This is a genomic window from Arthrobacter pasteuri, from assembly GCF_054510955.1.
In genome coordinates this window covers 1,674,387-1,697,699 of record NZ_JBTNDO010000001.1, presented here as the reverse complement: position 1 = coordinate 1,697,699, position 23,313 = coordinate 1,674,387, and the positions used below count along the sequence as shown (strand labels likewise).

At 68.0% G+C, this 23,313-nt stretch carries 27 protein-coding genes and 1 pseudogene; 12 read left to right on the top strand and 16 right to left on the bottom strand.

All coding sequences use genetic code 11. From position 1 onward, the window contains the following. Nucleotides 1–31 precede the first annotated feature (31 nt). A complete protein-coding gene (locus ACX80H_RS08005; protein WP_087074068.1) occupies nucleotides 32–664 on the top strand; it encodes a uracil-DNA glycosylase family protein in 633 nt (210 codons plus the stop codon). 79 nt (nucleotides 665–743) lie between these two features. Here the strand turns inward: ACX80H_RS08005 and ACX80H_RS08000 are convergent, their stop codons facing one another. From ACX80H_RS08000 to ACX80H_RS07990, 3 genes are all read right to left on the bottom strand, one after another. Then, the gene (locus ACX80H_RS08000) at nucleotides 744–1,106 is read right to left on the bottom strand and encodes a hypothetical protein (protein ID WP_459312364.1); all 363 of its coding nucleotides are present in this window, start codon (nucleotides 1,104–1,106) and stop codon (nucleotides 744–746) included. Between the two features lie 156 nt (nucleotides 1,107–1,262). Next, nucleotides 1,263–1,472: a hypothetical protein gene (locus ACX80H_RS07995; RefSeq protein ID WP_459312362.1), complete on the bottom strand. Its 210-nt coding sequence runs from the start codon at nucleotides 1,470–1,472 to the stop codon at nucleotides 1,263–1,265. 41 nt (nucleotides 1,473–1,513) lie between these two features. Then, nucleotides 1,514–1,981 (bottom strand): MarR family winged helix-turn-helix transcriptional regulator, encoded by a 468-nt coding sequence (locus ACX80H_RS07990; protein ID WP_459312360.1) that lies wholly within the window; start codon nucleotides 1,979–1,981, stop codon nucleotides 1,514–1,516. 219 nt (nucleotides 1,982–2,200) lie between these two features. Between ACX80H_RS07990 and ACX80H_RS07985 the strand changes: the two genes are divergently transcribed. The 3 genes and pseudogenes from ACX80H_RS07985 to ACX80H_RS07975 form a co-directional block, all read left to right on the top strand. After that, nucleotides 2,201–3,268 (top strand): spore photoproduct lyase family protein, encoded by a 1,068-nt coding sequence (locus ACX80H_RS07985; RefSeq protein WP_459312358.1) that lies wholly within the window; start codon nucleotides 2,201–2,203, stop codon nucleotides 3,266–3,268. Nucleotides 3,269–3,346: 78 nt separating this feature from the next. Then, complete coding sequence (locus tag ACX80H_RS07980) at nucleotides 3,347–4,030, top strand: YqjF family protein (RefSeq protein WP_459313388.1); 684 nt, start codon at nucleotides 3,347–3,349, stop codon at nucleotides 4,028–4,030. Between the two features lie 15 nt (nucleotides 4,031–4,045). Next, nucleotides 4,046–4,204 (top strand): annotated as a pseudogene (locus tag ACX80H_RS07975) (VOC family protein); the annotation flags it as partial. A gap of 30 nt (nucleotides 4,205–4,234) precedes the next feature. Here ACX80H_RS07975 and ACX80H_RS07970 read toward each other — a convergent pair. Next, nucleotides 4,235–4,933, bottom strand: a complete 699-nt coding sequence (locus tag ACX80H_RS07970) for an SDR family oxidoreductase (RefSeq protein WP_459312356.1) — start codon at nucleotides 4,931–4,933, stop codon at nucleotides 4,235–4,237. A gap of 161 nt (nucleotides 4,934–5,094) precedes the next feature. On the opposite strand from ACX80H_RS07970, the gene ACX80H_RS07965 reads away from it, so the two are divergent. From ACX80H_RS07965 to ACX80H_RS07955, 3 genes are read left to right on the top strand one after another with little or no spacing between them, the layout of a single operon-like run. Further along, entirely contained in the window at nucleotides 5,095–5,508 is a 414-nt protein-coding gene (locus ACX80H_RS07965) for a YybH family protein (protein ID WP_459312355.1), read from the top strand. A 7-nt stretch (nucleotides 5,509–5,515) separates the two neighbouring features. Next, a complete protein-coding gene (locus ACX80H_RS07960) occupies nucleotides 5,516–6,940 on the top strand; it encodes a purine-cytosine permease family protein (protein WP_459312354.1) in 1,425 nt (474 codons plus the stop codon). After that, on the top strand, nucleotides 6,927–7,589 hold the full coding sequence (locus tag ACX80H_RS07955) for a cyclase family protein (RefSeq protein ID WP_459312353.1): 663 nt from the start codon (nucleotides 6,927–6,929) through the stop codon (nucleotides 7,587–7,589). Before ACX80H_RS07960 ends, ACX80H_RS07955 begins: the two co-directional genes overlap by 14 nt. A 152-nt stretch (nucleotides 7,590–7,741) precedes the next feature. Here the strand turns inward: ACX80H_RS07955 and ACX80H_RS07950 are convergent, their stop codons facing one another. The 9 genes from ACX80H_RS07950 to ACX80H_RS07910 form a co-directional block, all read right to left on the bottom strand. After that, nucleotides 7,742–8,605 carry an aldo/keto reductase gene (locus ACX80H_RS07950; RefSeq protein ID WP_459312351.1) on the bottom strand — a complete coding sequence of 288 codons (864 nt, stop codon included), beginning with the start codon at nucleotides 8,603–8,605 and terminating at the stop codon, nucleotides 7,742–7,744. A 74-nt stretch (nucleotides 8,606–8,679) separates the two neighbouring features. Beyond that, nucleotides 8,680–9,801 carry an alcohol dehydrogenase catalytic domain-containing protein gene (locus tag ACX80H_RS07945; protein ID WP_459313387.1) on the bottom strand — a complete coding sequence of 374 codons (1,122 nt, stop codon included), beginning with the start codon at nucleotides 9,799–9,801 and terminating at the stop codon, nucleotides 8,680–8,682. A gap of 59 nt (nucleotides 9,802–9,860) precedes the next feature. Beyond that, the gene (locus ACX80H_RS07940) at nucleotides 9,861–10,373 is read right to left on the bottom strand and encodes a hypothetical protein (RefSeq protein WP_459312350.1); all 513 of its coding nucleotides are present in this window, start codon (nucleotides 10,371–10,373) and stop codon (nucleotides 9,861–9,863) included. 251 nt (nucleotides 10,374–10,624) lie between these two features. After that, nucleotides 10,625–11,296: a GntR family transcriptional regulator gene (locus tag ACX80H_RS07935; protein WP_459312348.1), complete on the bottom strand. Its 672-nt coding sequence runs from the start codon at nucleotides 11,294–11,296 to the stop codon at nucleotides 10,625–10,627. Nucleotides 11,297–11,409: 113 nt separating this feature from the next. Continuing rightward, the gene (locus ACX80H_RS07930; RefSeq protein WP_459312347.1) at nucleotides 11,410–12,441 is read right to left on the bottom strand and encodes a transketolase family protein; all 1,032 of its coding nucleotides are present in this window, start codon (nucleotides 12,439–12,441) and stop codon (nucleotides 11,410–11,412) included. Next, nucleotides 12,438–13,340 (bottom strand): transketolase, encoded by a 903-nt coding sequence (locus ACX80H_RS07925; protein ID WP_459312345.1) that lies wholly within the window; start codon nucleotides 13,338–13,340, stop codon nucleotides 12,438–12,440. The genes ACX80H_RS07930 and ACX80H_RS07925 overlap by 4 nt, the downstream gene beginning before the upstream one ends. A 34-nt stretch (nucleotides 13,341–13,374) precedes the next feature. After that, nucleotides 13,375–14,712, bottom strand: a complete 1,338-nt coding sequence (locus ACX80H_RS07920) for an MFS transporter (protein ID WP_459312343.1) — start codon at nucleotides 14,710–14,712, stop codon at nucleotides 13,375–13,377. Nucleotides 14,713–14,882: 170 nt separating this feature from the next. After that, nucleotides 14,883–15,656 (bottom strand): SDR family NAD(P)-dependent oxidoreductase, encoded by a 774-nt coding sequence (locus ACX80H_RS07915; protein WP_459312341.1) that lies wholly within the window; start codon nucleotides 15,654–15,656, stop codon nucleotides 14,883–14,885. Between the two features lie 8 nt (nucleotides 15,657–15,664). Then, nucleotides 15,665–16,540: a sugar phosphate isomerase/epimerase family protein gene (locus ACX80H_RS07910; protein WP_459312339.1), complete on the bottom strand. Its 876-nt coding sequence runs from the start codon at nucleotides 16,538–16,540 to the stop codon at nucleotides 15,665–15,667. A 207-nt stretch (nucleotides 16,541–16,747) separates the two neighbouring features. On the opposite strand from ACX80H_RS07910, the gene ACX80H_RS07905 reads away from it, so the two are divergent. Then, nucleotides 16,748–17,221, top strand: a complete 474-nt coding sequence (locus ACX80H_RS07905) for a ribose-5-phosphate isomerase (protein WP_459312338.1) — start codon at nucleotides 16,748–16,750, stop codon at nucleotides 17,219–17,221. Between the two features lie 36 nt (nucleotides 17,222–17,257). Here ACX80H_RS07905 and ACX80H_RS07900 read toward each other — a convergent pair whose 3' ends face one another. The 3 genes from ACX80H_RS07900 to ACX80H_RS07890 form a co-directional block, all read right to left on the bottom strand. Continuing rightward, on the bottom strand, nucleotides 17,258–17,572 hold the full coding sequence (locus tag ACX80H_RS07900) for a DMT family transporter (protein ID WP_459312337.1): 315 nt from the start codon (nucleotides 17,570–17,572) through the stop codon (nucleotides 17,258–17,260). A gap of 111 nt (nucleotides 17,573–17,683) precedes the next feature. Beyond that, nucleotides 17,684–19,321, bottom strand: a complete 1,638-nt coding sequence (locus ACX80H_RS07895) for an ABC-F family ATP-binding cassette domain-containing protein (RefSeq protein WP_459312335.1) — start codon at nucleotides 19,319–19,321, stop codon at nucleotides 17,684–17,686. A 35-nt stretch (nucleotides 19,322–19,356) separates the two neighbouring features. Beyond that, complete coding sequence (locus tag ACX80H_RS07890; RefSeq protein WP_459312333.1) at nucleotides 19,357–19,578, bottom strand: hypothetical protein; 222 nt, start codon at nucleotides 19,576–19,578, stop codon at nucleotides 19,357–19,359. A 172-nt stretch (nucleotides 19,579–19,750) separates the two neighbouring features. On the opposite strand from ACX80H_RS07890, the gene ACX80H_RS07885 reads away from it, so the two are divergent. The 4 genes from ACX80H_RS07885 (at nucleotide 19,751) to ACX80H_RS07870 (ending at nucleotide 23,246) form a co-directional block, all read left to right on the top strand. Continuing rightward, a complete protein-coding gene (locus ACX80H_RS07885; RefSeq protein WP_459312331.1) occupies nucleotides 19,751–21,070 on the top strand; it encodes a M20 family metallopeptidase in 1,320 nt (439 codons plus the stop codon). A gap of 252 nt (nucleotides 21,071–21,322) precedes the next feature. After that, entirely contained in the window at nucleotides 21,323–21,532 is a 210-nt protein-coding gene (locus ACX80H_RS07880; protein ID WP_459312330.1) for a hypothetical protein, read from the top strand. A 38-nt stretch (nucleotides 21,533–21,570) separates the two neighbouring features. Continuing rightward, nucleotides 21,571–22,518, top strand: coding sequence for an ATP-grasp domain-containing protein (locus ACX80H_RS07875; RefSeq protein ID WP_459312328.1), 948 nt, complete (start codon nucleotides 21,571–21,573; stop codon nucleotides 22,516–22,518). A 305-nt stretch (nucleotides 22,519–22,823) separates the two neighbouring features. Next, nucleotides 22,824–23,246, top strand: coding sequence for a ChaB family protein (locus ACX80H_RS07870; RefSeq protein WP_459312327.1), 423 nt, complete (start codon nucleotides 22,824–22,826; stop codon nucleotides 23,244–23,246). Nucleotides 23,247–23,313: the final 67 nt, after the last annotated feature.

Below are 23,313 nucleotides of genomic sequence, written 5' to 3'. Positions count from 1 at the left end.
CGTCCGCGAGGAGGCGGAATTGGTACAGCGCATGGCAGACCCCACGTATCGGGCCCAGCAATGGGAACAGCGGTACGATCCACAGATCGAGGACGTGAACCGGCTCTGCGACGCGCTGGCCGAGTCCAAGCCGGGGTCGGGTGTGCCGTACATCGATCCCATCCACGATGTCGACGGCTGCAAGATCGTCAGCCTCTTCTCGAATCCGGGAGCATCGCTGCCGTCGGGGTTCGTCTCGTTCGAGAACGACGACCCCAGCTCGATCCGCATGGCCGGAATCTACGAGGCGATCGGCCTTCGCCCCGACGCGTTCATGCCATGGAATGCCCACCCCTGGTACCTTCCCGAGGGCAAGGAACGCGCGCTGACGATGGAGCAGATCACCGATGGGGTGAAGCCCCTCCTGACCTTCCTGCAGCAGGTTCCCCGCGCATCGGCACTCGTGGCCCACGGCGCCGATGCCCACAAGGCTGCGCGCCGGCTCATGAAGCTCGAGAACCGTGCCATCGCCAAACGCGGATTCAAGATCTACGAGGTCCGTTCCCCGGGGGAGCGCGCCTTCAAGGGTACGCCCGCCAATCAGGAGTTGTGGCTCAAGGAGATCCAGTCGGCCTACACCGACGCCATGGGCAGGGCCGGGATCCGGGTCCGGCAGTCCATCTAGATCCGGCCCTGACGGCGATGGGCTGACCTCCGCCCTGGCGGAGGTCAGCCCATCGTTCCGTGAACGGCTCGGTAGTTCGTCAGGCCGAGCCGTTCACCGTGTGCAAGGAGGCCCCGGCGGGGGCAGCATCATCAGCAGCGCGCCCGAGGGTGAGGCCGCGCAGGGTCGCCGAGATGTCCTCGAGGGACTGCTGTACCCATGCGAAAGCCTCGTCGTCCATCGCGCGCTCGCAGGGGTCGGGGATGCACGAGCGGTGCGCCAGAGCGAGGCGGGCGACGGTTCCCTCGAGTGAATCGAGCAACCCCTCCGTCTCGGCGGCCAGGTGGTCGGCGAGTACTCCGGCGCCCGGCGCATCCCGCCCGCCGGGCATGACGAGGAGCGTGGTCCTCGGCAGCCGGGAGGCGGCGGAGGGCGTGCTGACGGACGGGCGCTGCGTGCTCATATAGGTGAGACCTTTACTAAGTCAAGAGGGCGCCCTGAAAGTCCCCATGGGCAGAAAACGTTGACTGCAATAGTGTGCCACCGATTTGGCCTGTTGTCGGCGCTGCAGACGCAAGAATTCCGCAAGTTACCAATCAGTAGACCGATCCGGCGGCCGCTACTCCCCGTTCTGCCTGAGGTAGGTCGAGCCGTCGGGGTTGCGCACCACCGTCCACTGCTGCAGTTCCTCCTGCCGGAGGCGCTGGGCCTCGTCGTCGCGGTAGACGATCGGCCCCGACGTCGTGCCCCGCTGGGCGGGGCCGAAGAACATGCGCAGCTTTCCGGTGGCCGTCATGAAACGCACGGACAGCGGATCCTTCTTGCTCATGGGTAATCCTTATCCTGGTGTCGTTCGTACGGTCGGGGGAGTCATGCTTCGCGCCTCGAGGGCGGCAGGTCGGTTCCCGTCGCCCGGATGATGGCGTGCATGGCGTCGTTGAGGGTCCCGACCTGCTCGCGGGTCAGTCCAAGCCGTTCCATCATGGTCACCGGAACCTGGAGCGCATCGGCGCGGAGCTTCCGGCCCGCTGCGGTGAGTTCGACGGCAAGGGCGCGCTCGTTCCCCGCAGCACGGGTACGGGTCACCAGCCCCAGCGCTTCCAGTCGCTTGAGCATCGGCGAGAGGGTCGCGGACTCCATGGCGAGCGCCTTGCTGATGTTCCGCACCGTGCGCGGACTCTCCTCCCATAGGGCGAGCATCACGAGGTACTGCGGATGGGTCAGGTTGAGTTTCTCGAGGACTGGCCGGTAGGCGCCGACCACGCTGCGGGATGCCACGGACAGCGCGAAGCATAGCTGGCGCTCGAGCAGGAGGTCGTCGTCCGTTCTGGTGTCCATGAGGAGGGCCTGCTCTGCGGCGGAAGGTTAGTGGGCTAATAATTAGTGTACTGCCAATCGCGCCGGCCTGCACATTCTTCCGTCGGCGGCCGGTCGCAGCACGGACGAGCAGCGGGGTCTCCCGCGGAGAGCTGAGCCGCGGACGGGGGCTGTCAGGGGGTCCGGAAATGTCGGTGGGGGCCGATATGTTGGGGGCAAAGCCGCCACTCGAAAGGTCGCATGCTCCAGCCCAGCAAGCTGCTCCAGATCAGCCGTATCTACGTCGAGCCGGCCGCGGCCGAGCTGCCCAGGGGCAAGGAGATCCTTGCGCGCTGGCCGGAGGCCGAGGTCGTGGAGGTGGCGAGCCACTGGCGGATCCCCGAACTCAGCGGTGATGAGGCCAACGTCCGCCGGTGGGCGCGGATCAAGACCGAAGCCCTCGTCGTCGGCATCAAGAAGTCCCTGACAGCCAAGCCCAACGGCAGGTCGGCGGACTTCATCGCACCTTCGACGGCCAATGGCTGCGCGATGGCCTGTGCCTACTGCTACGTCCCGCGCCACAAGGGCTACAGCAACCCCATCACGGTCTTCGCGAACATCGACCAGATCAGCGGGTACCTCGAACGGCACGTCGCCCGGCAGGGCATGAAGCTGGAGCCGAACCAGTGCGACGACCATGCGTGGGTCTACGACATCGGGGAGAACAGCGACTGCTCGGTGGACGCGCTGGTCAGCGACAACGTGCGGGACCTCGTCGACCTCTATCGGGAGCTACCCACGGCGAAACTCTCCTTCGCCACCAAGTACGTGAACCAGGACATGCTGTCGTGGGACCCGCAGGAACGCACGCGCATCCGGTTCTCGCTCATGCCCGAGAGGCTCGCGCGCACGGTGGACGTGCGCACTACACCCGTTGCGGAGCGGATCGCCGTCATCAACGACTTCGTGGACGCGGGGTACGAGGTGCACGTCAACTTCTCGCCGGTGATCATCACGCCCGGCTGGCAGGAGGACTGGCGCGAACTCTTCCGGCAGCTGGATGCTGCGCTCTCACCGGCTGCGAAGCAGCAGCTCGCAGCGGAGGTCATCTTCCTGACGCACAACCAGCAGTTGCACGAGATCAATATGGGCTGGCACCCGCAAGCCGAGGAGATTCTGTGGCGGCCGGACCTCCAGGAGACCAAACGGTCGCAGAATGGATTCACCAACGTGCGGTACATCGCCTACGAGAAGCGGGGCTACCTCGATGAGTTCCTCCGCCTGGCCGGGGCCGAGCTGCCCTACTGCCGGATCCGCTATGCGTTCTAGGGCACGGTCCGCGTGACGGCCGGCCACCAGCAGGATCCCGCCCGGTACCTCGCACCCGCGCTGCCGCGTCCCGTGATCATGGACCAGCGCTGGGCGGACGCGGTGTTCCTGCACTGGCGGATCGCACCCGAGGTGGCAGCACCCTACCTGCCCCCGGGGGTGGTGCCCGATGAGGTGGACGGTTCGTCCTGGGTGGGGTTGATCGGCTTCCGCATGGTCGGAGCCGGGCTGGGTAGGGGCCTACCTGTCCCGTATTTCGGGTCCTTTCCGGAGATCAACGTCCGGCTCTATTCGCGGGGACCCGACGGCACGCGAGGCGTCGTCTTCGTGACCCTCGACGCGTCACGCCTCGCCGTCGTGCTCGCTGCACGTGCGGGCGGGATCCCGTACGTGTGGTCGAGGTGCTCCCCGATCCAGCGCGGGGAGGGTGCGCGGCGGGAGTACGGGTACGACGTCGTCCGGTACCGCAGGCAGGCCACGTCCCGCTTCGTGGTCCGGCCGGATCCGGACCGGACAGCGGAGGACACCCTGTCACTGGAGCTCACGGCGCGTTTCGGGCTGCACAGCACGCTTGCCGGGAGGACCCTCTACATCCCCAACACCCACCATCCCTGGTTGCTCCACCCGGCGACGCTGACGAAGTTCGACGACGGGCTGCTGGGCGCGGCCGGATTCCGGGTCGAAGGCCCACCGGAGTCGGTTCTGTTCTCGCCCGGCGTGCAGACGCAGTTCGGCAGGCCGGGCGTGGTCCACCGGAGTTGAGGGGCGGCGTTCGGTCCCGCCCGGTCCGGGCCCCAGCAGGCACACCCCGACGTGGTGGTCGACGACCTCGACGAGGCCGCGGTGATCGCCCTCGGCGCCGTTCGGCACGACTACCAGCCGGGCACGACCTTCCGCGTGTTCCTCGATCCGGCGGGCCACCCGTTCTGCCTCTGCGCGGACCGACGCGGCGAGCCTGCACGGATACTACGCCAGCGCTATACCCGAGGGTCGGATGCTGAGCGACTCCACGGCCGATTCCCGCGACGCGTCGACGGCGAGCCGTACGGCCTTGGCGACCTGGTCCGGGCGGATCCAGGCCTCGGGCCGGTAGTCCTTGCCCTCCCACGCATGCAGTTCCTCCTGCATGTCCGTGGCCACCCTGCCGGGGTGGATGGAGCTGACCCTCACGCCGTTCGGGCGCTCCTCCTCCCGCAGCGCGTCCGTGAAAGCCCGTAGCGCGAATTTCGTGCCGCTGTACACCGCCGATCCGGCCCCGGAGGTGTAGCCCGAGCCGCTGTTGATGGCGACGACCTGGCCGCCCGCCGCGCGCAGTGCCGGCAGCAGGGCGCGCGTGAGGGATGCGACGGCGAAGACGTTGACCTCGAAGCTCTCGCGCCACGCGTCGTCGGACAGCTCCGCGATCGCGCCCATCCGGAGCACGCCGGCCGAGTGCACGAGGACGTCCAGGCGGGGGATGCCCGCGACTGCCGCGGCGACCTGGCCGGCGTCGCGCAGTTCCGCCGCGAACGGCTCCGCGGACGGGAAGGACGCCGAGAGGTGCGCCAGGGCGGTCAGGTCGCGGCCGCCGAGCAGTAGGTGGTGCGTCGAGCCCAGCTCGTCGGCGATGGCACGGCCGATGCCGCGGGACGCACCGGTGATGAGGGCGACAGGGTTCGGAGACATGGCTTCACCCTAGCAACGCGTCCTTCCCGGCTGCGCGCCACCCTCCCGCCTGCAGGCCGTCGAACGCAGGCCCGTTGACAATGTGGTTCCTGTCACAGACACTCTTCTGAACAACATTTGTTGACCAATGAGCAACTCCGCCGGACCAGGAAGGCCTTTCCATGCCCACCGATCAGCTGACCGAGGATGACGTGCTCCGTGCGGCAGCGACCGTCGTCGAGGCGTTCGGCGCCACTGATACCCGGCGGTACTTCGATTGCTTCACCGCGGACGCCACCTTCGTCTTCCATGGCGAGGACCAGAGGCTGGACAGCAGACCGGCCTACGAGGAACTGTGGGCCCGCTGGCTCCAGGACGGCTGGCGCGTGACCGAGTGCCTGAGCAGCAACCAGCGGGTGCAGCTCCTGGGAGGAACGGCGGTCTTCACCCACGACGTCCTCACCACGACGACGACGGATGACGTGTCCGACACATCGCGCGAGCGCGAGACGATCGTCTTCCATCGCGTCGGTGACGCGGTCAAAGCAGTTCACGAACACCTGAGTCCCGTCCCGCCGATGATTTCCCGGAAGTAGGGGCGCCATGACGTTCGACTCCACAGCACCCCGGCAGTCCGCCTACCGTCGGCTGTCCGATCACCTCGACAGGAACTCCGACGGCTACGGGCCCCTGCGGGGGAGCCTCGGCGCGGGGCGGATGGGGATGATCTGGCTCGCAGCGAACCTGGTGGTCACCACCCTCCTGACGGGAACGCTGTTCGTCCCCGGCATCAGCTGGAGCCTGGCGGTCGGGATGATCGTCCTCGGCACGCTGATCGGCGGCTCCGTCCTGGTACTCGTCGGCAACATGGGGACCCGGACGGGGCTGGCCACCATGTCCCTCACCAAGGGGTCCTTCGGCCTGCGGGGGTCCTTCCTCCCGGTCGCGGCGAACGTCATCACGCTGATGGGGTGGAGCTGGGTACAGGCCATGCTCGCCGGTGTCACGGTCAACTTCCTCGTCGCGCAGGCCACGGGATTCTCGAGTCCCGTGCTGTTCTCCGTCCTGTGCCAGCTGCTCGTCGTGTGCTTGGCCATCTTCGGGCACGCGGGAATTGCCCGCGTCGAGCCATGGCTCGCACTCGTGATCCTCGCGTTCATGGCCTACATCTTCATCGTGGCGTTCCTCGCCTACAGTCCGGCGGATCTCGCAGCGCTGCCCCTGGATCCGGCGGGGGGCTGGACCGCCGTCGCGGCGCTCGACGTCGTCATCGCGACGGCGATCTCCTGGACGGTCCTCTCTGCCGAGTTCAACCGCCTCGCCCGGACCCAGTCGGCAGGGATCGTCGGCTCCGGGGTCGGATACCTCCTCTCCACGGTGCTCGCGATGACCCTGGGGGCCACTGCCCTCGCCTACGTGGTGCTGGACGGAGGCGGGGCCGTCGCCTTCGACCCGACCGTGATCGTCGCGGCCTTCGGTGCGCCGCTCGCCGTCGTGATCTTCCTGTCCGTCATGGCCACCAACACCATGGTGGTCTACGGCATGGTGTCCTCCGTCGTGAACATGGTGCCGTCGCGCCGCGTGACGTTCCTGCCCACGGCGATCGTGCTCGGCGTCATCTCGGTCCTCGGCTCGACCTGGCTGGCGCTCCTCAACCAGTTCACCGCCTTCCTGACCGTGATCGGAGCGCTCTTCATCCCGGTGTTCGCCATCATGATCGTGGACTACTACCTCGTGCGAAGCCGTCACTATGGCAGCGACATCCTGCGGGGCACAGGGGGCGAGTACTGGTACCGGGGCGGCGTCAACATCGCCGCTGTCGTGGTCTGGCTCGTGGGTGCCGGGGCGTCGCTTCTCCTGACATACGTCGTCCCCAGCCCGATCGGTGCGACGATCCCCACCTTCGTGCTCTCCGCCCTGCTGTATTGGGGCTGGGCGGCCGGAACGGGGCGGATCGACCGCACGAGCCGCCCCCACACGCATCTCCTGGACCTCCCGGAGGCAAGCAGGACAGATGCGGATCGCTGACCTTTCGCAGCCGGTGTACACCGGGATGCAGGTGTACCCCGGTGACCCGGAGGTCACCCTGACAACGGTCGCCACCGTCGCCGAGGACGGCTACCAGGTGGCCGCCCTCCATGCCGGCTCGCACACCGGCACGCACCTCGACGCCCCGCTGCACTCGATCCCGGGCGGCGAGTCCGTCGACGGACTCGACCTCGCACGCCTGGTGGGACCGGCGAGGATCGTGCGCTGCCCGGACCTCGCGCCGCACGAGCTCGTGACCTGGGCGTCGGTACGGGACCAGCTGAAGGACCTGGAGGGCGTCTCGATGGTGCTCTTCGACACCGGCTGGTCGGCGGTGTTCGGCAATTCGCGGTACCTCGAACACCCGGTTCTCACTCCCGAGGTGGGCGAGGGACTGCTCGCTGCCGGGATCTCCGTGGTCGGCGTCGACACACTCAGCCCCGACTCGACCCTGCACAATGACGGGCACCTCCCGTTCCACGCGATCGTCCTCGGGGCGGGCGGCGCGATCATCGAGAACCTCACGAACCTGGCCGATGTGACGTGGGCGGATCCGTTCGTCTCGGCGCTGCCGATCGCCCTTGCGGGCGTGGACGGGGCGCCCGTCCGCGCGGTCGCCATGGATCTCGCATCGCGAGCGACGGCCTGACACTCGGGCCGCTCGTTGCCCGACGTCGGCTGCCTGGTCGTCCGCCCCTGATGCTTCCAGCCTGGGCTGCCCGCGTGCTCCCGGCGCACGTGACGTTGGGACGCCCGCCCTTCTCCAGGAAGGGCGGGCGTCGGTGGTGCGGGGCGGTAGGTCTAGCGGGTGCCGGACAGCGTCGCGAGCTCATCGGCCGTGAGCTCGAGCTCCGCAGCCTGGACCGAGTCGCGAATGCTCTCGGGGCGTGAGGCCCCGGGGATGGGGATGACCGTCGGTGCCAGGGCGAGTTCCCAGGCCAGGCATACCTGCTGGGGGCTGACCCCGTGCCTGTCGGCGATCTCCTGGAACGGCGTGAACTGCTCGCCGAGCCCGCCGGCCTTCTTGATGCCGCCGAGCGGGCTCCACGGCAGGAAGGCGATGCCGTTCTCGCCGCAGTACCTGAGCTCGTCCTCGCTGGAGCGGAAGGCGGGCGAGAACTGGTTCTGCACCGACACCAGCCGTCCGCCGAGGATCTCGTTCGAGAGCTTGATCTGGTCCACCGTGGCGTTCGAGATACCCGCCATGCGGATCACGCCCTCGTCGAGCAGGTCCTTCACGGCTCCCACGGAGTCCTCGTAGGGGACCTCCGGGTCCGGTCGGTGGAACTGGTACAGGCCGATCGCGTCGACGCCGAGGCGCTTGAGCGAGGCCTTCGCGGCCTCCTTGAGGTAGTCGGGGCGGCCGTTCAGCGTCCACGATCCGTCGCCGGGACGCAGGTGGCCACCCTTGGTTGCGACCAGCACGGACGAGCTGTCCGAGCCGTAGGTGGCCAGGGCCTTCGCGATGAGCAACTCGTTGTGCCCCACCTCGTCGGCGTCGCGGTGGTACGCGTCCGCGGTGTCGATCAGGGTGACGCCGGCGTCGAGCGCTGCATGGATGGTGCGGATGGAGCGGTCCTCATCGGGGCGTCCCTCGATGGACATGGGCATGCCGCCCAGTCCGAGTGCGCTGACCGGAGTACCGCCGAGCTGGCGTTGCTGCATTGTCGTTCTCCTCTGAATAGACGTGCAGTCGCCATGGTAAGCACGAATCCAGGTTTGGTGCCATCGACAACAAACTACTGGCCGAGCGTGAAGATCCGTCGTACCACCCGTCCCTCGGCGAGCGCGTCGAGGCTCTCGTTGAGGTCGTCGATCGGACGCGTGTCGGTGTGGAGGAGTTCCACGGGGAGGCGGCCCTTCCGCCACAGGTCCAGATAGGCGGGGATGTCCCGCTCGGGGACGGCGTCGCCCATGTAGCTCCCGAGCAGCCGCCGTCCCATGCCCGCGAACTGCAGGGCCTGCGTCGTGATGGCCTGCTCGGGATGCGGCAGTCCGACGGACACCAGGGCCCCGCCGCGCGCGAGCAGTTGCAGGCCCGCTTCCATGACGCGGGCGCTGCCCACGGCCTCGAGGACGACGTCGGCGCCCCCGTCGGTCACCTCGTCCACCAGGCGGGCGGCGTCGTCGGGCGCTCCGGCGTGCTGCGCCCCGCAGCGCCGCCCCAGGTCCTGCTTGGCCGGAAGGGGATCGATGGCTATCACCGTGGTTCCCGGCACCTGGGCCGCCGCCATCACGGCCATCAGTCCCACAGCTCCCAGGCCGAAGACGACGACGGACTGACCCTCCCGGAGGTCGGCGGTGTTCAGGACGGCGCCGATACCGGTCAGCGCCGCGCAGCCGAACATCGCGGCGATGTCGAACGGGACGTCGTCGTCGATCACCACCACGGACTCGCGCGCGACGACGGCGTAGTCCGCGAACGCTGAGACGCCGAGGTGGTGATTGATGCGGTCACCGTCGGGAGTGCGCAGCACGGCGGGCCCATGCAGGAGATCGCCGCTTCCGTTCGACTCCGCGCCCCGGTAGCAGAGCGCCGGGCGCCCGGCCGAGCAGGCCCGGCATGATCCGCACGCCGGGACGAACACCAGGACCACGTGGTCACCCGTGCGGACGTCGCCGACGCCCTCGCCCACGCGCTCGACGACGCCGGTCGCCTCGTGCCCGAGGGCCATCGGCAGTGGCCGGATACGCGAACCGTTGATGACCGAGAGGTCGGAGTGGCAGAGGCTGGCGCGCGCGATCCGCACCAGCACCTCGCCAGGCCTCGGCTCGGGCACGGGGACCATTTCGAGGGAGAGCGGCTCGCTCCCCGCATAGGGAACGGGCAGTTCGGCGGCGCGAAGCACCGCGGCGCGCATCATCGGGCTCATGGCATCCCCTCGGAGCAGTACGGACTGCGCCAGTCTAGGCGGTAGGCCTACTGGCGTCCGGCGGAGAAGATGCGGCCGATCACGCGGCTGTCGAGGACGTCGCCGAGCAACTCCACGGGGGCGCCGGGTGGCAGGGGCACGCCGGGCCGTCCGCGCAATGCGCTCACATTCACTCCTGCCAGGAAGCATGAGCCGAAGGTGTCGATGGAATGGGGCCCGACGAGGTCGTCCACGGGCACCTGGACCGGGCCGGCGCCGGACCGGTCGCTGTCCGCGCCGTCCTGCCAGACGTCCGCGAGGCGTGGTCCGCCGGTGGGCGTCCAGGAGTAGGGCGCGCGGCAGATGCTCGCATCCTCTGCCGGGCAGGTGTCGTCGATGAGTTCGTTGACGGCCTGCGAGACGAGGTCGGCGTCGTCCGGGTCGAGCTCGTACAGGCCGTGCAGGTAGGCGGTGAGCTCGAAGTAGTCGGTGGAGCCGCCCATGTTGCAGTAGTGCATCCAGGTTCCGTAGGGGGAGAGTCCTGCGAACTCCATCGCCGTCAGGGTGTCCTCGTTCTGCATCGCGCTCAACTCCTCGTCGCGGCCCGCTGCTGAGCCTCTCCGATACTCCCGCACGCACTTCAACTGAACCGGGCGATCAGGTTCTGTTTTGGCGCAAGGGCGGAGTCCTGCCTCAAGGCCTCCGCGGGGAAAGCAGAGGATTGGGCGCTCCAGACCGGTCAGCCGGTCGCTGCGGAGTGGAGGAAAGGAGTGGAGGAAAGGAGTGGAGGAAAGAGGTTCAGTGAATGAGGGAGGCCTCGGGGCCGGAGGTGTCAGCTGCCGGTGCCGGTGAGGAAGTGCGCGGTGTCCCGCATGTGTTCTTCGACCGCACGGGCCGCGCCGACGGAGTCGCCGGTCTTGATGGCCTCGACGATGCCCGCATGGCGGTCGGCGCTCATGTTGCTGAGCGCCCGTTCCACTCCTGCGTACATCACGCTCATCCGGATGGATCCTTCCAGGGATTTCCAGGAGTGGAGGAGCGTCGGGTTCCCGGTCAGGAAGCAGAGCGCCTGGTGGAAGTCGAGGTCCGCCTCGATGCGCTCATCGAGGCCGCCGTCGGACGACTCCTCCATGCGGCGGATCGCGGCCTCGAGCTTCTGTACCACTGCGTCCCGGTTGTCCTGCTCCGACAGCATCCGCGCGGCGAGTCCTTCCAGCGCGGCACGTACCTGGAAGATGTCCCGCACGTCGCTGGCTCCGAGGTGGCGAACGGCAAGCCGCCCCCGCGCCCCCGCTGAGATCAGTCCCTCCTGCTGCAACTGCCGCATGGCTTCCCGCAGCGTGCCTCGACTGATCTGCAGTTTGTCGGACAACTCGGTCTCCACCAGGTGCGTGCCGGGTGCGAGTTCGCCGGTGGTGATGGCCCGACGAAGCGCGGTGAGGGCCTGCTCACGCAGGTTGCTCCTGGCCAGCCCGCCGAGAAGTGATGCTGGTGCTGCTGTCATGGAAATCCTCCGCCAGTCGCTACTGTCGACATTCTGATGTCAACAATGATCCTACAAACCGGACGGGATGCGGGTCCGGCCCCCCGCGCCGGAGATGTCGGCCGAGCTGTTCGTCATGACAGCTCGCTGAGGACCTTCTGCACGATCCGCTCGCGGGAGAGCCCGTACTTCTCGTGGAGGGTGGGCAGGGCACCGGCATCGAGGAACAGGTCGGGCAGGGCGATCGGCACGATCCTGGTGCCGGCACCATGCCGAACCGCCACGCCGGCGACGGTCTCGAACAGGCCGCCCACCTCGGTGTGGTTCTCGAGGGTGACGACCAGGCGATCCTTGCCCAGTTCGCGGAGGATGGTCTCGCTGTCGAAGGGCTTGATGGTGGGGGAGTGGATGACGGCGACGTCGACGTGATGACGTGCGAGTTCCTGGGCGGCCTGCAGGGCCCTCATCGTCATCAGGCCGCTGGAGATGAAGACGACGTCGCGGCCCGGGCGCAGTTCCTTGGCCTTGCCGAGCTCGAACGTATAGTCGTACTCGTCGAGGACGGTCGGTACGTTGCCCCTGAGCAGGCGGAGATAGGTGGGCCCCTCCGACGCGGCCAGTTGGGGCACGGCCTGCTCGATGTCGAGTGAGTCGCAGGGATCCACGATGGTGAGGTTCGGCATGCCACGGAAGATGGCGATGTCCTCGGTCGCCTGGTGGCTGGGGCCGTACCCCGTCGTCAGCCCCGGGAGCCCGCCGACGATGTTGACGTTGAGGTTCGGTTCGGCGATGTCCAGGCAGAGGAAGTCGTAGGCGCGCCGGGCTGCGAAGACCGCGTACGTGGAGGCGAAGGGGACGAGTCCGGCTTCTGCCATTCCCGCTGCGGCACCGACCAGGAGCTGTTCGGCCATCCCCATCTGGAAGAACCGTTCGGGGAACGCCTTGGCGAAGATGTGCATGTCGGTGTACTTGCCGAGATCCGCCGTCAGACCCACGATCCGCGGATCCGCTTCGGCGGCTTTCACGAGCGCATGACCGAAAGGGGCAGGGGAGGTCTTCTGGCCCGGGTCGGCGAAGGACGCGATCATCGCGGACGTCTTCAGCTTCGGCTTCACGGCTGTTGTGGTGTCGGGAGCCTCGGTGGTGGTGCTGGTGTTGGTGCTCATCGGGCGGCCTTTCCTTCGTATCCGGTGGTCAGCTGCTCGCGGCAGATCTGCCATTCGTGTTCCTCGATGCGCATGAAGTGGGCCTTCTCCCGCTCTTCGAGGAGGGGTACGCCCTTGCCGACCTTCGTGTCGCACAGGATGACGGACGGCCGTCCGGTAGGAGCGGCTTCGCGGGCAATGGTGTCGAGCGCGGCCAGGAGGGCGGCGGCGTCGTTCCCGTTCACGCGCTGGGTGTGCCAGCCGAAGGACGCCCACTTGTCCGCCGCTGGTTCGATGCTCAGCACGTTCTTGGTCGCTCCGTCGGCCTGGAGCGCGTTCATGTCGACCAGAGCGGTGAGGTTGCCGAGCTGGTGGTGGTGGGCACCCATTGCCGCTTCCCACGTCGATCCTTCGTCGAGTTCGCCGTCGGAGAGGAAGTTGAAGATTCTCGACTCGGAGCCTTGCAGTCGCAGGCCCAGCGCCATGCCGACCGCGACTCCCAACCCGTGGCCCAGCGAGCCTCCGGAGATCTCCATGCCGGGTGTGTAGGACGCCATGCCCGACATGGGCAGCCTGGACTCGTCCGAGCCGTAGGTGTCCAATTCGTCGACGGGGATGATGCCGGCTTCCGCGAGGGCGGCGTAGTGGCCGATGGCGTAGTGGCCCGTGGAGAGCAGGAACCGGTCGCGCCCGCTCCAGTGCGGGTCCTCGGGCCGGTAGCGGAGCTGGTCCGTGTAGACGGCCGCGAACATGTCGGCGGAGCCCAGCGCCTGGCCGACGTAGCCCTGTCCCTGCACCTCCCCCATGTTCAGCGCATGATGGCGGGCACTGTAGGCGGCCGTCTCGACCTTGTCGACCCGGTCGCCGAAACCGGCCGGTCCTGCGTCGCGGTCCTGGGTGGGGGTGGATGTCAGAGTCATGGGTGCTCTTTCTGGTTCCCGGTGGATGTGTCGGTCAGACGTGCTGGGGCAGGGGGGTGGACTTGCCGGCTTCTTCGGCGAGCTGCCGTTCCCTGGGGCCCCAGGTCTCGCGGGTCATGAGTGCTGCGCCGAGGCCGATGAGGGCGTAGGTGGAGAACAGCAGGGCGGGGCCGAGCCAGCCGAGCTGGATGAACAGCAGGGTGGTGATGAAGGGGGTGAACCCCGAGACCATCGCGGAGACCTGATAGGACAGGGAGGCTCCGGATGCCCGGGTCTTGGCCTGGAAGAGTTCGGGGAACCAGGCTCCCTGGGCTCCGGCCAGGGAGTTCTGGCAGACCGCGTAGGAGATGATGATGGTGATCATGATGCAGATGAAGAGGCCGGTGTTCGCGAGCAGGAACATCGGGATGCCGAAGAGGGCGGCGAAGGCGCAGGACCAGATGTAGAGCGGACGGCGACCGATCCGGTCGGTCAGCCGGGCCCAGCCCATGGTGGCGAAGATCCCGATGAACGACGCGACGCACAGGGAGGTCAGGGTCTCGGTCCGGGTGGCGAGCTCGGTGGTGTTGAGGTAGGAGATCATGTAGGTCACGGCCACGGCGTAGCCGGCCGTCTCGGCGACGCGGAGGCAGATGCCACGCACGATGCTGCGCCAGTCCTGGCGGATGACCTGCACGATCGGGTTCTTGACGATGTCGCCGTGGTCCTTGACGTCCTCGAAGACCGGCGACTCCGGGACCTTGGACCGGATGATCAGGCCGACGGCGACGAGCACGATACTGGCCAGGAACGGTATCCGCCATGCCCAGTCACCGATGAGGTTGGCGCTGGCAAGGAAGACGAGGTTCGCCAGGAGCAGTCCAACGGGAAACCCTGCCTGGACGATGCCGGTGTACTTGCCCTTGGACTTCCAGGGGGCGTGTTCGTAGCTCATGAGGATGGCGCCTCCCCATTCGGCGCCGAACGCGAGTCCCTGGATGATTCGGACGATGACCAGCAGGATGGGGGCGAGGATGCCCACGGTCGCGTAGGTGGGCAGCAGGCCGATGGCGAAGGTCGCCAGGCCCATGATGATCAGGGATGCGACCAGGACGGGCTTGCGTCCCACCTTGTCCCCGAGGTGGCCTCCGATGATGCCACCCAGGGGGCGGGCCGCGAAACCGACGCCGAGGGTGGCGAACGAGGCCAGGGTCGCGGTGACGGGATCGGCGCCGGGGAAGAACGCCGGGCCGAAGTAGAGGGCCGCGGCAGTGCCGAAGCCGATGAAGTCGTACGTCTCGATGACGGCGCCGACACCGGAACCGACAGCTACTTTGCGGGCGTCCTTCGTCCCATGGACGTGGCCTCGCATCTGCAGAGCTTCGTTGCTCATGATCGATCCTTTGCTGAGGAGTGGTTTTGTTGACTGTTAACATTGAACTGATTCAAGTGTGACGTGAAGCACATCCACTGTCAACAGTCGACGGAGGGATGTCCCGCAGGAGGGGACAGGAGGGCGCCTGATGGGGCGCCCGGCGGCGGCTGGACGTGGTCCGGCCGCCCTTAGTGCAGGTGGCTGCCGCCGTTGATGTCGATCGTGGTGCCCGTGAGGTACGAGGAGTCGTCGGAGGACAGGAACATGATGACTGCCGCGATCTCCTCGGTCGTCGCGGTACGGCCGAGGGGGATGTCCCGTGCCAGCGCCGCTTCCTGCTCCGGGGTGCTGCCGACGCGGATGTTGGTGTCGACGGCGCCGGGAGTGACTGCGTTGACGGTGACTCCGCTGTCGGCCAGTTCCCGGGCCAGTGCCTTTGTGAGTCCCAGGATCGCGGCCTTGGCGGCGGAATAGGGGACCTTCCCGAATACCCCGCCTCCTCGCTGGGCCGACACCGAGGACATGTTGACGATCCGCCCCCAGCCGTTCTCGAGCATCGCCGGCAGGAAGGCCTTCGTCACCAGATAAGTGCCGGTGGCGTTGACGGCCATCACCTTGTTCCAGAGCTCGAGGGTCGTCTCGAGGAACGGGACGGGGGACGTGATGCCGGCGATGTTCGCCAGTGCCCCGACAGGAGGCAGATTGCCGGCCGCGACTTCGGCCGCCACGGCGCTCTGTGCTGCGGAGACGGAGGCTTCGCTGGTGACGTCGATCTGGTAACCGAAGCTGGGGACTGCGAATTCATTTCCGATGTCCGTTGCCACCTTGGCGGACGTCTCCCCGTCCAGGTCGAGGACGACGACGGCCCATCCATCCCGGGCGTAGCGGCGGGCAGTGGTCACACCGATTCCGCGAGGGGAGGTGGCTCCGGTGATGACGGCGGTTCGTTGAGTGCTGGACATGATTTCTCCTAATTAGGTGTCTGGTTGCCGGTGCCGGATAGGACGCCGGACGTGCTGCTGGTGATGAGGTGGGAGACGAAGCGCGCGGCCGCTGCCGTGGCTTCCGGTCGTTGATCGTCGGTGACATCCCGCGTTTCGAGTTCGAGGGCGAAACGCCCCTGGTACCCGGCGTCGGCGAGGGCCTGGATGCCGGCGGCGAAGTCCGCCTGCCCGTTGCCGATACTCAGATTGATGTTGCCGGGTACCGCATCCCGAAGGTGGACGTGGCGGATGCGGTCGGAGAAGAGCCGGACGAATTCCACCGGGTCCCCTCCGGACGCGACGATATGGCTGAAATCCATGACAAGGCCCACGGACTCCTGCGGCACCCGCTCCAGCAATTGCCGGGCACGGTCCATATCCCAGCAGAGGCGGAAGAAGTGGGGCGCTTCGACCCAGATCTCGACGCCGGCCGCGGCTGCGCGGTCGGCTGCCTCGCCCAGGGCCGCGGCGATCAGGTCCAGGTCCTCGTCGAACGATGCGAGCGGATCGTGCGACGGGGCACCGCACGGCAGGACCAGTGCTGCCGCCCCGATGGTCGACGCAAGCGCCAGGAGCATGTCGAGGTGTCGGGTCCTGGCGGCCCGCTCGACCGCCGTCAAGCGGGCGTTCAGGTCCCCGATATCACCGTTGACCGAACGTACGCCCAGGCCCGAGCGCAGGACATCGGAGGCGACCTCGTCGACGGCCTGAGCGTCCAGGACGAACGGAACGTGGTTGCACACTCCAGGAAGGGCCCCCAGATCCAGTTCCGCGAAACCGAGTCCCTGCAGGGTTTTGAGCGCCGTCGGCAGGTCCTGGTGCCGGAAGCTGATGGATGAGCAGACCACGCGGGGATGGAACATCGTCGTTGACCCTCACTCTTGCTGAACGTGACGTCAAGCACACTACGCATCCCAGTGTTGACAGTCAACACTGACGTCCTTCCGGTGGAGTTCCGCGCTCACCGAAGCGACTCTCGTCTCGTTGACAGCCAAGGGCCGCAGGGAAACACTGAAGTGACGTGGACCCTACAGCCCATGGCGGCAGCGGATGCTGACAGGAGAGAAGGAATGGAACCACTACGACTGGTGATCGGCTGTGACGACGCAGGACTGCGCTACAAGGAGGAGCTGAAACGACTCCTCGAGTCGAGCGATCAGGTCGATACCGTGCTGGACGTCGGCGTCCAGCCAGATGAAGACACCGCCTACCCCAGTGTGGCCTTCGCGGCCGCCGGCGAGATTGCTGCAGGACGCGCGGACAGGGCCCTGCTGATCTGCGGAACAGGGCTAGGGGTCGCCATCAGTGCCAACAAGGTGTCCGGCATCCGCGCTGTGACGGCCCATGACTCCTTCTCCGTGGAACGCGCAGTGCTCTCCAACAACGCGCAGGTCCTGTGCCTCGGTGAGCGGGTCATCGGACTCGAACTGGCCAAACGGCTGGTCCGGGAGTGGCTCGGCTACCGTTTCGACGAGCAGTCGGCGTCCGCGAGCAAGGTCGCGGCAATCACCGAGTACGAGAAGCGGAGCGGCGAGCCGGGCTGACCAGGACCCGAGCGTCATCGTCCGGCCGGAGTGCTGCTAGTGGACCAGCTTCAGCCCGACGACACCGCCCACGATCATGAGCAGGAACACGACCTTCAGCAGTGATGCGGGTTCGCCTCCGGTGGCCATCGCGTAGATGACTGTCAGGGCGGCGCCGATGCCTACCCAGACGGCATAGGCCGTGCCGATCGGAAGGGTGCGCATGGCGTACGCGAGTCCGGCCATGCTGGCGATGATGGCCACGGCGAACACGAGGGTCGGCGCCGGCTTGGTGAAGCCGTCGGACCTGCCCAGGGCCGTGGCCCAGACGGCCTCGAGTACTCCGGAGACTACGAGGACGATCCAGGCCATGACTCTCTTCTCCGGGCCGACTTGCTGAAGACCGGGTACGGCACCTCGTCCGGGAGACGGCTGGTGCCCGCCTCGCCTCCCATGGTGCCACGGAACGCCAGGCGCGCGGGTTCAGCCGACGGTGACCCGTCCGTCCTCGACCTGCCAGCGCTCATCGAGCCGGACGTTCTCGAGGAGCCTGCGGTCATGGGTAACGAGCAGGAGTGCGCCCGTGTAGGCCTCCAGGGCTTCCTCGAGCTGTTCGATGGCCGGGAGGTCGAGGTGGTTCGTCGGTTCGTCCAGCACCAGGAGGTTGACCCCCCTCGCCTGGAGCAGCGCGAGCCCCGCCCTCGTCCGTTCACCGGGGGAGAGGGAGCCGACGGCGGCACGCACCTGGTCCGCCTTGAGCCCGAACTTCGCCAGCAGGGTCCGTACCTCGCCCTGTGCCAGTTCCGGCACGAGGGCTTCGAAGGCCTCACCGAGGGGGAGGTCCTCGTCCAGTTGTCCCCGTGCCTGGTCGATCTCGCCGACCGCCACATTGGAACCGAGGGAGGCGGCACCGTCGTCGGGCTCCTGGTGTCCCAGCAGGAGGCGCAGCAGCGTCGACTTCCCGGCCCCGTTGGGGCCGGTGATGCCGATGCGCTCGCCCGCATTGACCTGGAGCGAGACCGGGCCGAGGGTGAAACCCCCCTGGGTGGTGGAAGCGCTGCTCAGGGTGGCGACGACGGAGCTCGACCGGGGAGCGGATCCGATGGTGAACTGCAGCTGCCACTCCTTGCGCGGTTCCTCGACCTCGTCCATGCGCGCGATGCGGGATTCCATCTGGCGCACCTTCTGGGCCTGCTTCTCGGAGGATTCCATGCTCGCCCTCCGCCGGATCTTGTCGTTGTCCGGGCTCTTCTTCATGGCGTTGCGGACGCCCTGCGAGCTCCATTCACGCTGCGTCCGGGCACGCCCCACGAGGTCCTGTTTCTTGTCCGCGTACTCCTCGTAGGCCTCGCGGGCGTGGCGCCGTGCCACTGCGCGTTCCTCGAGGAAGGCGTCATAGCCGCCGTCGTACACGGCCACCTTGTTCTGCGCGAGGTCCAGCTCGACGACGGTGGTCACGCAGCGTGCGAGGAACTCGCGGTCGTGGGAGACGAGGACGACGCCGCCGCGCAGGTTCTGGATGAACCCCTCGAGCCGTTCGAGCCCGGCGAGGTCCAGGTCGTTCGTCGGCTCGTCGAGGAGCACGATGTCGAAGCGGCTCAGCAGCAGGGCTGCGAGTGCGACCCGTGCGAGCTGTCCTCCCGAAAGTGCCGCGGTCGGAGTGCCGGGATCGATGCCCCCGGCGACGTCGGCCAGTACTCCGGGCATGCGGTCCTCGAGGTCGACCGCCCCGGATGCCATCCAGTGGTCCAGTGCCGCCGCGTAGGCGTCGTCGGCGCCCTTGTCACCGCTGCCCAGCGCTGCTGCGGCGTCCTCCATGGCGAGCGTCGCCGACGTCGTCCCGGTGCGGCGGCCGATGTATCCGGCCACCGTCTCCCCCTCCAGGCGTTCGTGTTCCTGGGGCAGCCAGCCGACGAAGGCGTCGGGCGGGGTGGTCCGGACGGTTCCGCCGAGGGGCGTGTCCGCTCCGGCGAGCAATCGCAGGAGCGTCGTCTTCCCGGCGCCGTTGGCGCCCACCACCCCGACGACGTCGCCCGGAGCCACTGTGAGGTCGAGCTTCGAGAAGAGGGTGCGGTGGGCGTGGCCCCCGGTCAGGTCCTTCGCCACGAGGGTTGCAGTCATTCCTCCAGTCTAGGAGGGGCAGGCTCTTCGCCGGCTCAGGCGCCGATCTGCCAGATGCTGTACTCATCGAGGTGGAGGAGGGCCCGGTGCCCGGCCATGTCGTCGCGGATCCAGACGACGCCGAAACCCGGTGCGGTGTCCTCGACACACCCGCGGTAGTGCACCTCGTTCTTGCGGCGTGCCTCGACGACGGTCCCGGCGCTGAGGACGCCGAGGTCGAGGATGCGGGCGGTGCTGGGGGTGGCCATGATGGTCATCGGTGCTCCTTGAGAGTGCGGCCCGCTGAGACTGGCGGGCTGATGACTCCATAGTTCGGGATCGGTGTTGCCGGGATATTTCCGGAAGGTTATCTTTCCGGGGTCCCGCGGAAGTGTTACCCAGGGTGTACAGGAGTCCGCCCGCCTGCCGATCGTTGCCTAAGCTACTCCGATGAGCGAACCCACCGAGCCGGACCGGGCCTACCTGCAGTCGATCGACGAGCGGACCCTGGGGCTTCGCGCCGGGGCGGGGCCGGATCCCTCGCCGTTCGGCGGAGCGCCGGCCGGCCTGTCCTCGGACGTCGAGCGGCACGTGGACGGGCTGGCCCCGGACCTGCGGCAGGTGGTCCGCGAGCTGCACGACCATCCCGAGACCGCGTTCCGTGAGTACCGCAGTGCGGCGCTCCTGCAGCAGACACTCGCCGCCCACGGCGTGGAGGCGGTCCTCGGCGAGTACGGCGTCGAGACGTCGGTGCGGGCGGCGGCGGGCAGCGCGGATCGGGGCCCGGCCGTCGCGATCCTGGCCGAGTACGATGCGCTCCCCGAGATCGGCCATGCCTGCGGACACAACGTCATCGCCGCAGCGGCGCTCGGTGCCTTCCTGGCGCTGTCCTCGATCGCGGACCGGTTGCCCGGACGCGTCCTGTTCCTCGGTACGCCGGCGGAGGAAGGGCATTCCGGAAAGGAGGTCATGGCCCGCAACGGGGCGTTCGACGACGTCGACGCCGCCATCATGGTCCACCCCTACGGCTACGACCTCGCGGACCAGGTCTGGCTCGGCAGGCGACTGCTCACCGTCGCCTTCACCGGTGTCGAGGCGCATGCCTCCGCGCAGCCCTTCATGGGCCGGAATGCCCTCGACGCCGCGAATCTCACCTACCAGGGCATCGGGCTGCTGCGCCAGCAACTTCCGCCGTCCGACCGCGTCCACGCGAACATCACGGAGGGCGGGACGAGCCCCAACATCATCCCGGGCCGCGCCGTCCTGAAGCTCTACGCGCGCTCCCAGCAGCCCGCCACCCTCAGGGACCTCAGCGCGCGGCTCGAGGACGTGGCGCGGGGTGCGGCCCTGATGACGGGAACGGGGGTGGAACTGCACTGGGACGAGCACCCGCCGTCCCTTCCCATCCGCACCAACAAAGCCCTCACAGGCCGGTGGACGGTGGCCCAGCAGCGGCGCGGACGTGCCCCTCTTCCACTCGGGGTGGTCTCGGAGACCCTCGCGGCCTCGACGGATTTCGGGAACGTGAGCTACCGCATTCCCGGTATCCATCCGCTGATCCGCATCGCCGAGCCGTCCACGGCCCTGCACACGCGCGGGTTCGCCGCGGCGGCCAGGAGCGAGGAGGCGGAACGGGGAGCGCTCGACGGCGCCGTCGGCCTCGCCCTCACCGCGCTCGACTATCTCTTCGACGATTCCCTGCGCGCGGCGGTGCACGAGGAGTTCCAGCACCAGGGCGGTGCCATCGACGTGCCGTCCTATTTCGCCTGATCCTCCCGGCGTACTGTCCTCGGTGCGGCTCCGCGTGCACCGCCGTTCGGGAAAGCTGGCCAAGGCTCCGTCATCGGGGTCAGGATGGTACTGCTCAGGATGCTACGGACTAGTCGGGCCGTACCGGGCCCTCCCGGACGGAACGCCGACCGGTGGCGTGCAGGGATCTACCAGGGGGACGCAGTGGTCGACGACGACGATTCCAGTGCACGGCGGCAGACGCCGCCAGGGGCCGGTCTCCCGAGGTCGGGGGTGAGGATGGCCCTGCTGGTCGCGATCGCGGTCTTCGCGGTCTCCATCGCGTTCGTCCTCGTCTACGCCACCAGCCTGTCCTGGCCTCTGGTCATCCTCATCACCGTCGTGCTCGCCGGCGGCCAGGCCTACGCCCTGCGGGGCACCCTGTTCGGCGGAGCCGGAACGGGAGGCAAAGGCAACACCCGAGGCGGAGCCGCGGACCGCTAGTCTGGCCTTCACCTCCACTGCCGATCGGAAGGACCTCCGTGACAACGGTCTACGCCCTGCACGAGAACCCCGAGTGGTTCCCGCCCTTTGCCCGCGCATTCGAGGCCGAAGGCGTCGAGGTGGTGGAGTGGCTGCTCACGGACGGGGTGCTGGATCTCGATTCCGTGCCCCCGGAGGGCATCTTCTGGTCCCGGATCAGCGCTTCCGCCCACACGCGGGACCACGGCCTGTCCAAGGATTACGCGCGTTCGGTCCTGTCCTGGCTCGAGGCGCACGGCCGCCGCACCGTCAACGGGCGGCGGGTGCTCGAACTCGAGATGAGCAAGGTGGACCAGCTCACCGCGCTCAAGGCTGCGGGCATCGACACCCCGCGCACCGTTGCCGCCGTCGGGCGGGAGCGCATCCTCGAAGCGGCGGAGGGATTCGACACGCCGTTCATCATCAAGCACAACCAGGGTGGCAAGGGCCTCGGCGTGCGCAGGTTCGACTCACACGGGGAACTCGCCGACTATGTCGCCTCGAGCGAGTTCGAAGAGCCGCAGGACGGCATCACCCTGGTCCAGGAATTCATCCAGGCCGCCGAGCCCTTCATCACCCGGGCGGAGATCGTGGGCGGTACGTTCGTGTACGCCATCGCGGCGGACACGGCGCGCGGCGGCTTCCAGCTGTGCCCCGCCGACGCCTGCGCGATCGACCCGGAGACCGGCAGGCCCATCATGCCGCCCGGCGCCACCATCGCCCCCGAGCCGGGGCAGCAGCTCTTCAGCCTGCGCGAGGACTTCGACCACCCCGTCATCGCCCGGTTCGAGGAGTTCGCGCGGCGGAACAACCTGGAGGTCTGCGGCATCGAGTTCATCGAGACCGCGGACGGCCGCGTGCTGACCTACGACGTCAATACGAACACCAACTACAACGCGGCCGTGGAAGCGATAGCGCCGAAATCGGCGCCGCGGGAGCTGGTGCGGTACCTCGCGACGCTCGGCTGAGGGTCGCGGCTGGGCCGAGTCGCGCCCGGATGCACGACGGCGCCCCGCAGCCGGCAGGGGCGCCGTCGTCGTCACGGGGATGAAGTGGACGGTGAAGGCGTCCCTGATCGCCTCGTACTCCGGCGACCCGTTGGTGCCCAGGTCCGTGAGGAGGCCGAGGATGGCTCCAGCGCCGGTACAGCGACGGCGGGGCGATGAGGCGCAGGGTACCGGGCATGTTCATCCCGCCGATGCCCTGCGGTAGCGTGCTCCTACAGGCACTGCGTGCCCGCAGGGCCGGCCCCGACCTCCGGAAGGATGCAGCGATGTCCCGTTTCACGAAGGACGGCAAGGTCAGGGCGGAGACGCTCCCGAGCACGCTGCAGCGATCCGACGAGAAAGCCCAGGACACGTTCGCGGCGACGCTGGACGCCGCGGAGGAGCAGTACGGCGACGGCGAACGCGCCCGCCGCACGGCCTTCGCCTCGCTCAAGCACGGCTTCGAGAAGGTGGGGGACCACTGGGAGCCGAAGGAGAAGAAGGGTCCCTCCGACGAGCGGGCAGCGGGAGGAAGCGGTCAGGACCGGCCGACGGCGGGCGGTGTCGACGCGAACTCCTCGAAGCAGCACCTCTACGACCTGGCCAGGAAACTCGACGTGCCGGGCCGCTCGCGGATGTCGAAGGAAGAGCTCGTCGAGGCACTGCAGAAGGCGAATGATCGGGAGACGCGCAGGGCGCGCGAGCAATAGCTATTACGCAACGAAAGCATTTCCTAATCGACTCGGGCTTAGGCTAGCCTTACTTCTACCCCGTCCC

Coding starts and splice junctions, on each gene's coding strand:
- ACX80H_RS07890 (WP_459312333.1), bottom strand. CDS start 19,578: ATGACCATCATGGCCACCCCCAGCACCGCCCGCATCCTCGACCTCGGC.
- ACX80H_RS08000 (WP_459312364.1), bottom strand. CDS start 1,106: ATGAGCACGCAGCGCCCGTCCGTCAGCACGCCCTCCGCCGCCTCCCGG.
- ACX80H_RS08005 (WP_087074068.1), top strand. CDS start 32: ATGGCAGACCCCACGTATCGGGCCCAGCAATGGGAACAGCGGTACGAT.
- ACX80H_RS07870 (WP_459312327.1), top strand. CDS start 22,824: ATGTCCCGTTTCACGAAGGACGGCAAGGTCAGGGCGGAGACGCTCCCG.
- ACX80H_RS07925 (WP_459312345.1), bottom strand. CDS start 13,340: ATGACTCTGACATCCACCCCCACCCAGGACCGCGACGCAGGACCGGCC.
- ACX80H_RS07945 (WP_459313387.1), bottom strand. CDS start 9,801: ATGCGCGCCGCGGTGCTTCGCGCCGCCGAACTGCCCGTTCCCTATGCG.
- ACX80H_RS07970 (WP_459312356.1), bottom strand. CDS start 4,933: ATGTCTCCGAACCCTGTCGCCCTCATCACCGGTGCGTCCCGCGGCATC.
- ACX80H_RS07950 (WP_459312351.1), bottom strand. CDS start 8,605: ATGCAGCAACGCCAGCTCGGCGGTACTCCGGTCAGCGCACTCGGACTG.
- ACX80H_RS07995 (WP_459312362.1), bottom strand. CDS start 1,472: ATGAGCAAGAAGGATCCGCTGTCCGTGCGTTTCATGACGGCCACCGGA.
- ACX80H_RS07980 (WP_459313388.1), top strand. CDS start 3,347: ATGGACCAGCGCTGGGCGGACGCGGTGTTCCTGCACTGGCGGATCGCA.
- ACX80H_RS07915 (WP_459312341.1), bottom strand. CDS start 15,656: ATGTCCAGCACTCAACGAACCGCCGTCATCACCGGAGCCACCTCCCCT.
- ACX80H_RS07900 (WP_459312337.1), bottom strand. CDS start 17,572: ATGGCCTGGATCGTCCTCGTAGTCTCCGGAGTACTCGAGGCCGTCTGG.
- ACX80H_RS07985 (WP_459312358.1), top strand. CDS start 2,201: ATGCTCCAGCCCAGCAAGCTGCTCCAGATCAGCCGTATCTACGTCGAG.
- ACX80H_RS07930 (WP_459312347.1), bottom strand. CDS start 12,441: ATGAGCACCAACACCAGCACCACCACCGAGGCTCCCGACACCACAACA.
- ACX80H_RS07940 (WP_459312350.1), bottom strand. CDS start 10,373: ATGCAGAACGAGGACACCCTGACGGCGATGGAGTTCGCAGGACTCTCC.
- ACX80H_RS07905 (WP_459312338.1), top strand. CDS start 16,748: ATGGAACCACTACGACTGGTGATCGGCTGTGACGACGCAGGACTGCGC.
- ACX80H_RS07965 (WP_459312355.1), top strand. CDS start 5,095: ATGCCCACCGATCAGCTGACCGAGGATGACGTGCTCCGTGCGGCAGCG.
- ACX80H_RS07960 (WP_459312354.1), top strand. CDS start 5,516: ATGACGTTCGACTCCACAGCACCCCGGCAGTCCGCCTACCGTCGGCTG.
- ACX80H_RS07955 (WP_459312353.1), top strand. CDS start 6,927: ATGCGGATCGCTGACCTTTCGCAGCCGGTGTACACCGGGATGCAGGTG.
- ACX80H_RS07895 (WP_459312335.1), bottom strand. CDS start 19,321: ATGACTGCAACCCTCGTGGCGAAGGACCTGACCGGGGGCCACGCCCAC.
- ACX80H_RS07920 (WP_459312343.1), bottom strand. CDS start 14,712: ATGAGCAACGAAGCTCTGCAGATGCGAGGCCACGTCCATGGGACGAAG.
- ACX80H_RS07910 (WP_459312339.1), bottom strand. CDS start 16,540: ATGTTCCATCCCCGCGTGGTCTGCTCATCCATCAGCTTCCGGCACCAG.
- ACX80H_RS07885 (WP_459312331.1), top strand. CDS start 19,751: ATGAGCGAACCCACCGAGCCGGACCGGGCCTACCTGCAGTCGATCGAC.
- ACX80H_RS07990 (WP_459312360.1), bottom strand. CDS start 1,981: ATGGACACCAGAACGGACGACGACCTCCTGCTCGAGCGCCAGCTATGC.
- ACX80H_RS07935 (WP_459312348.1), bottom strand. CDS start 11,296: ATGACAGCAGCACCAGCATCACTTCTCGGCGGGCTGGCCAGGAGCAAC.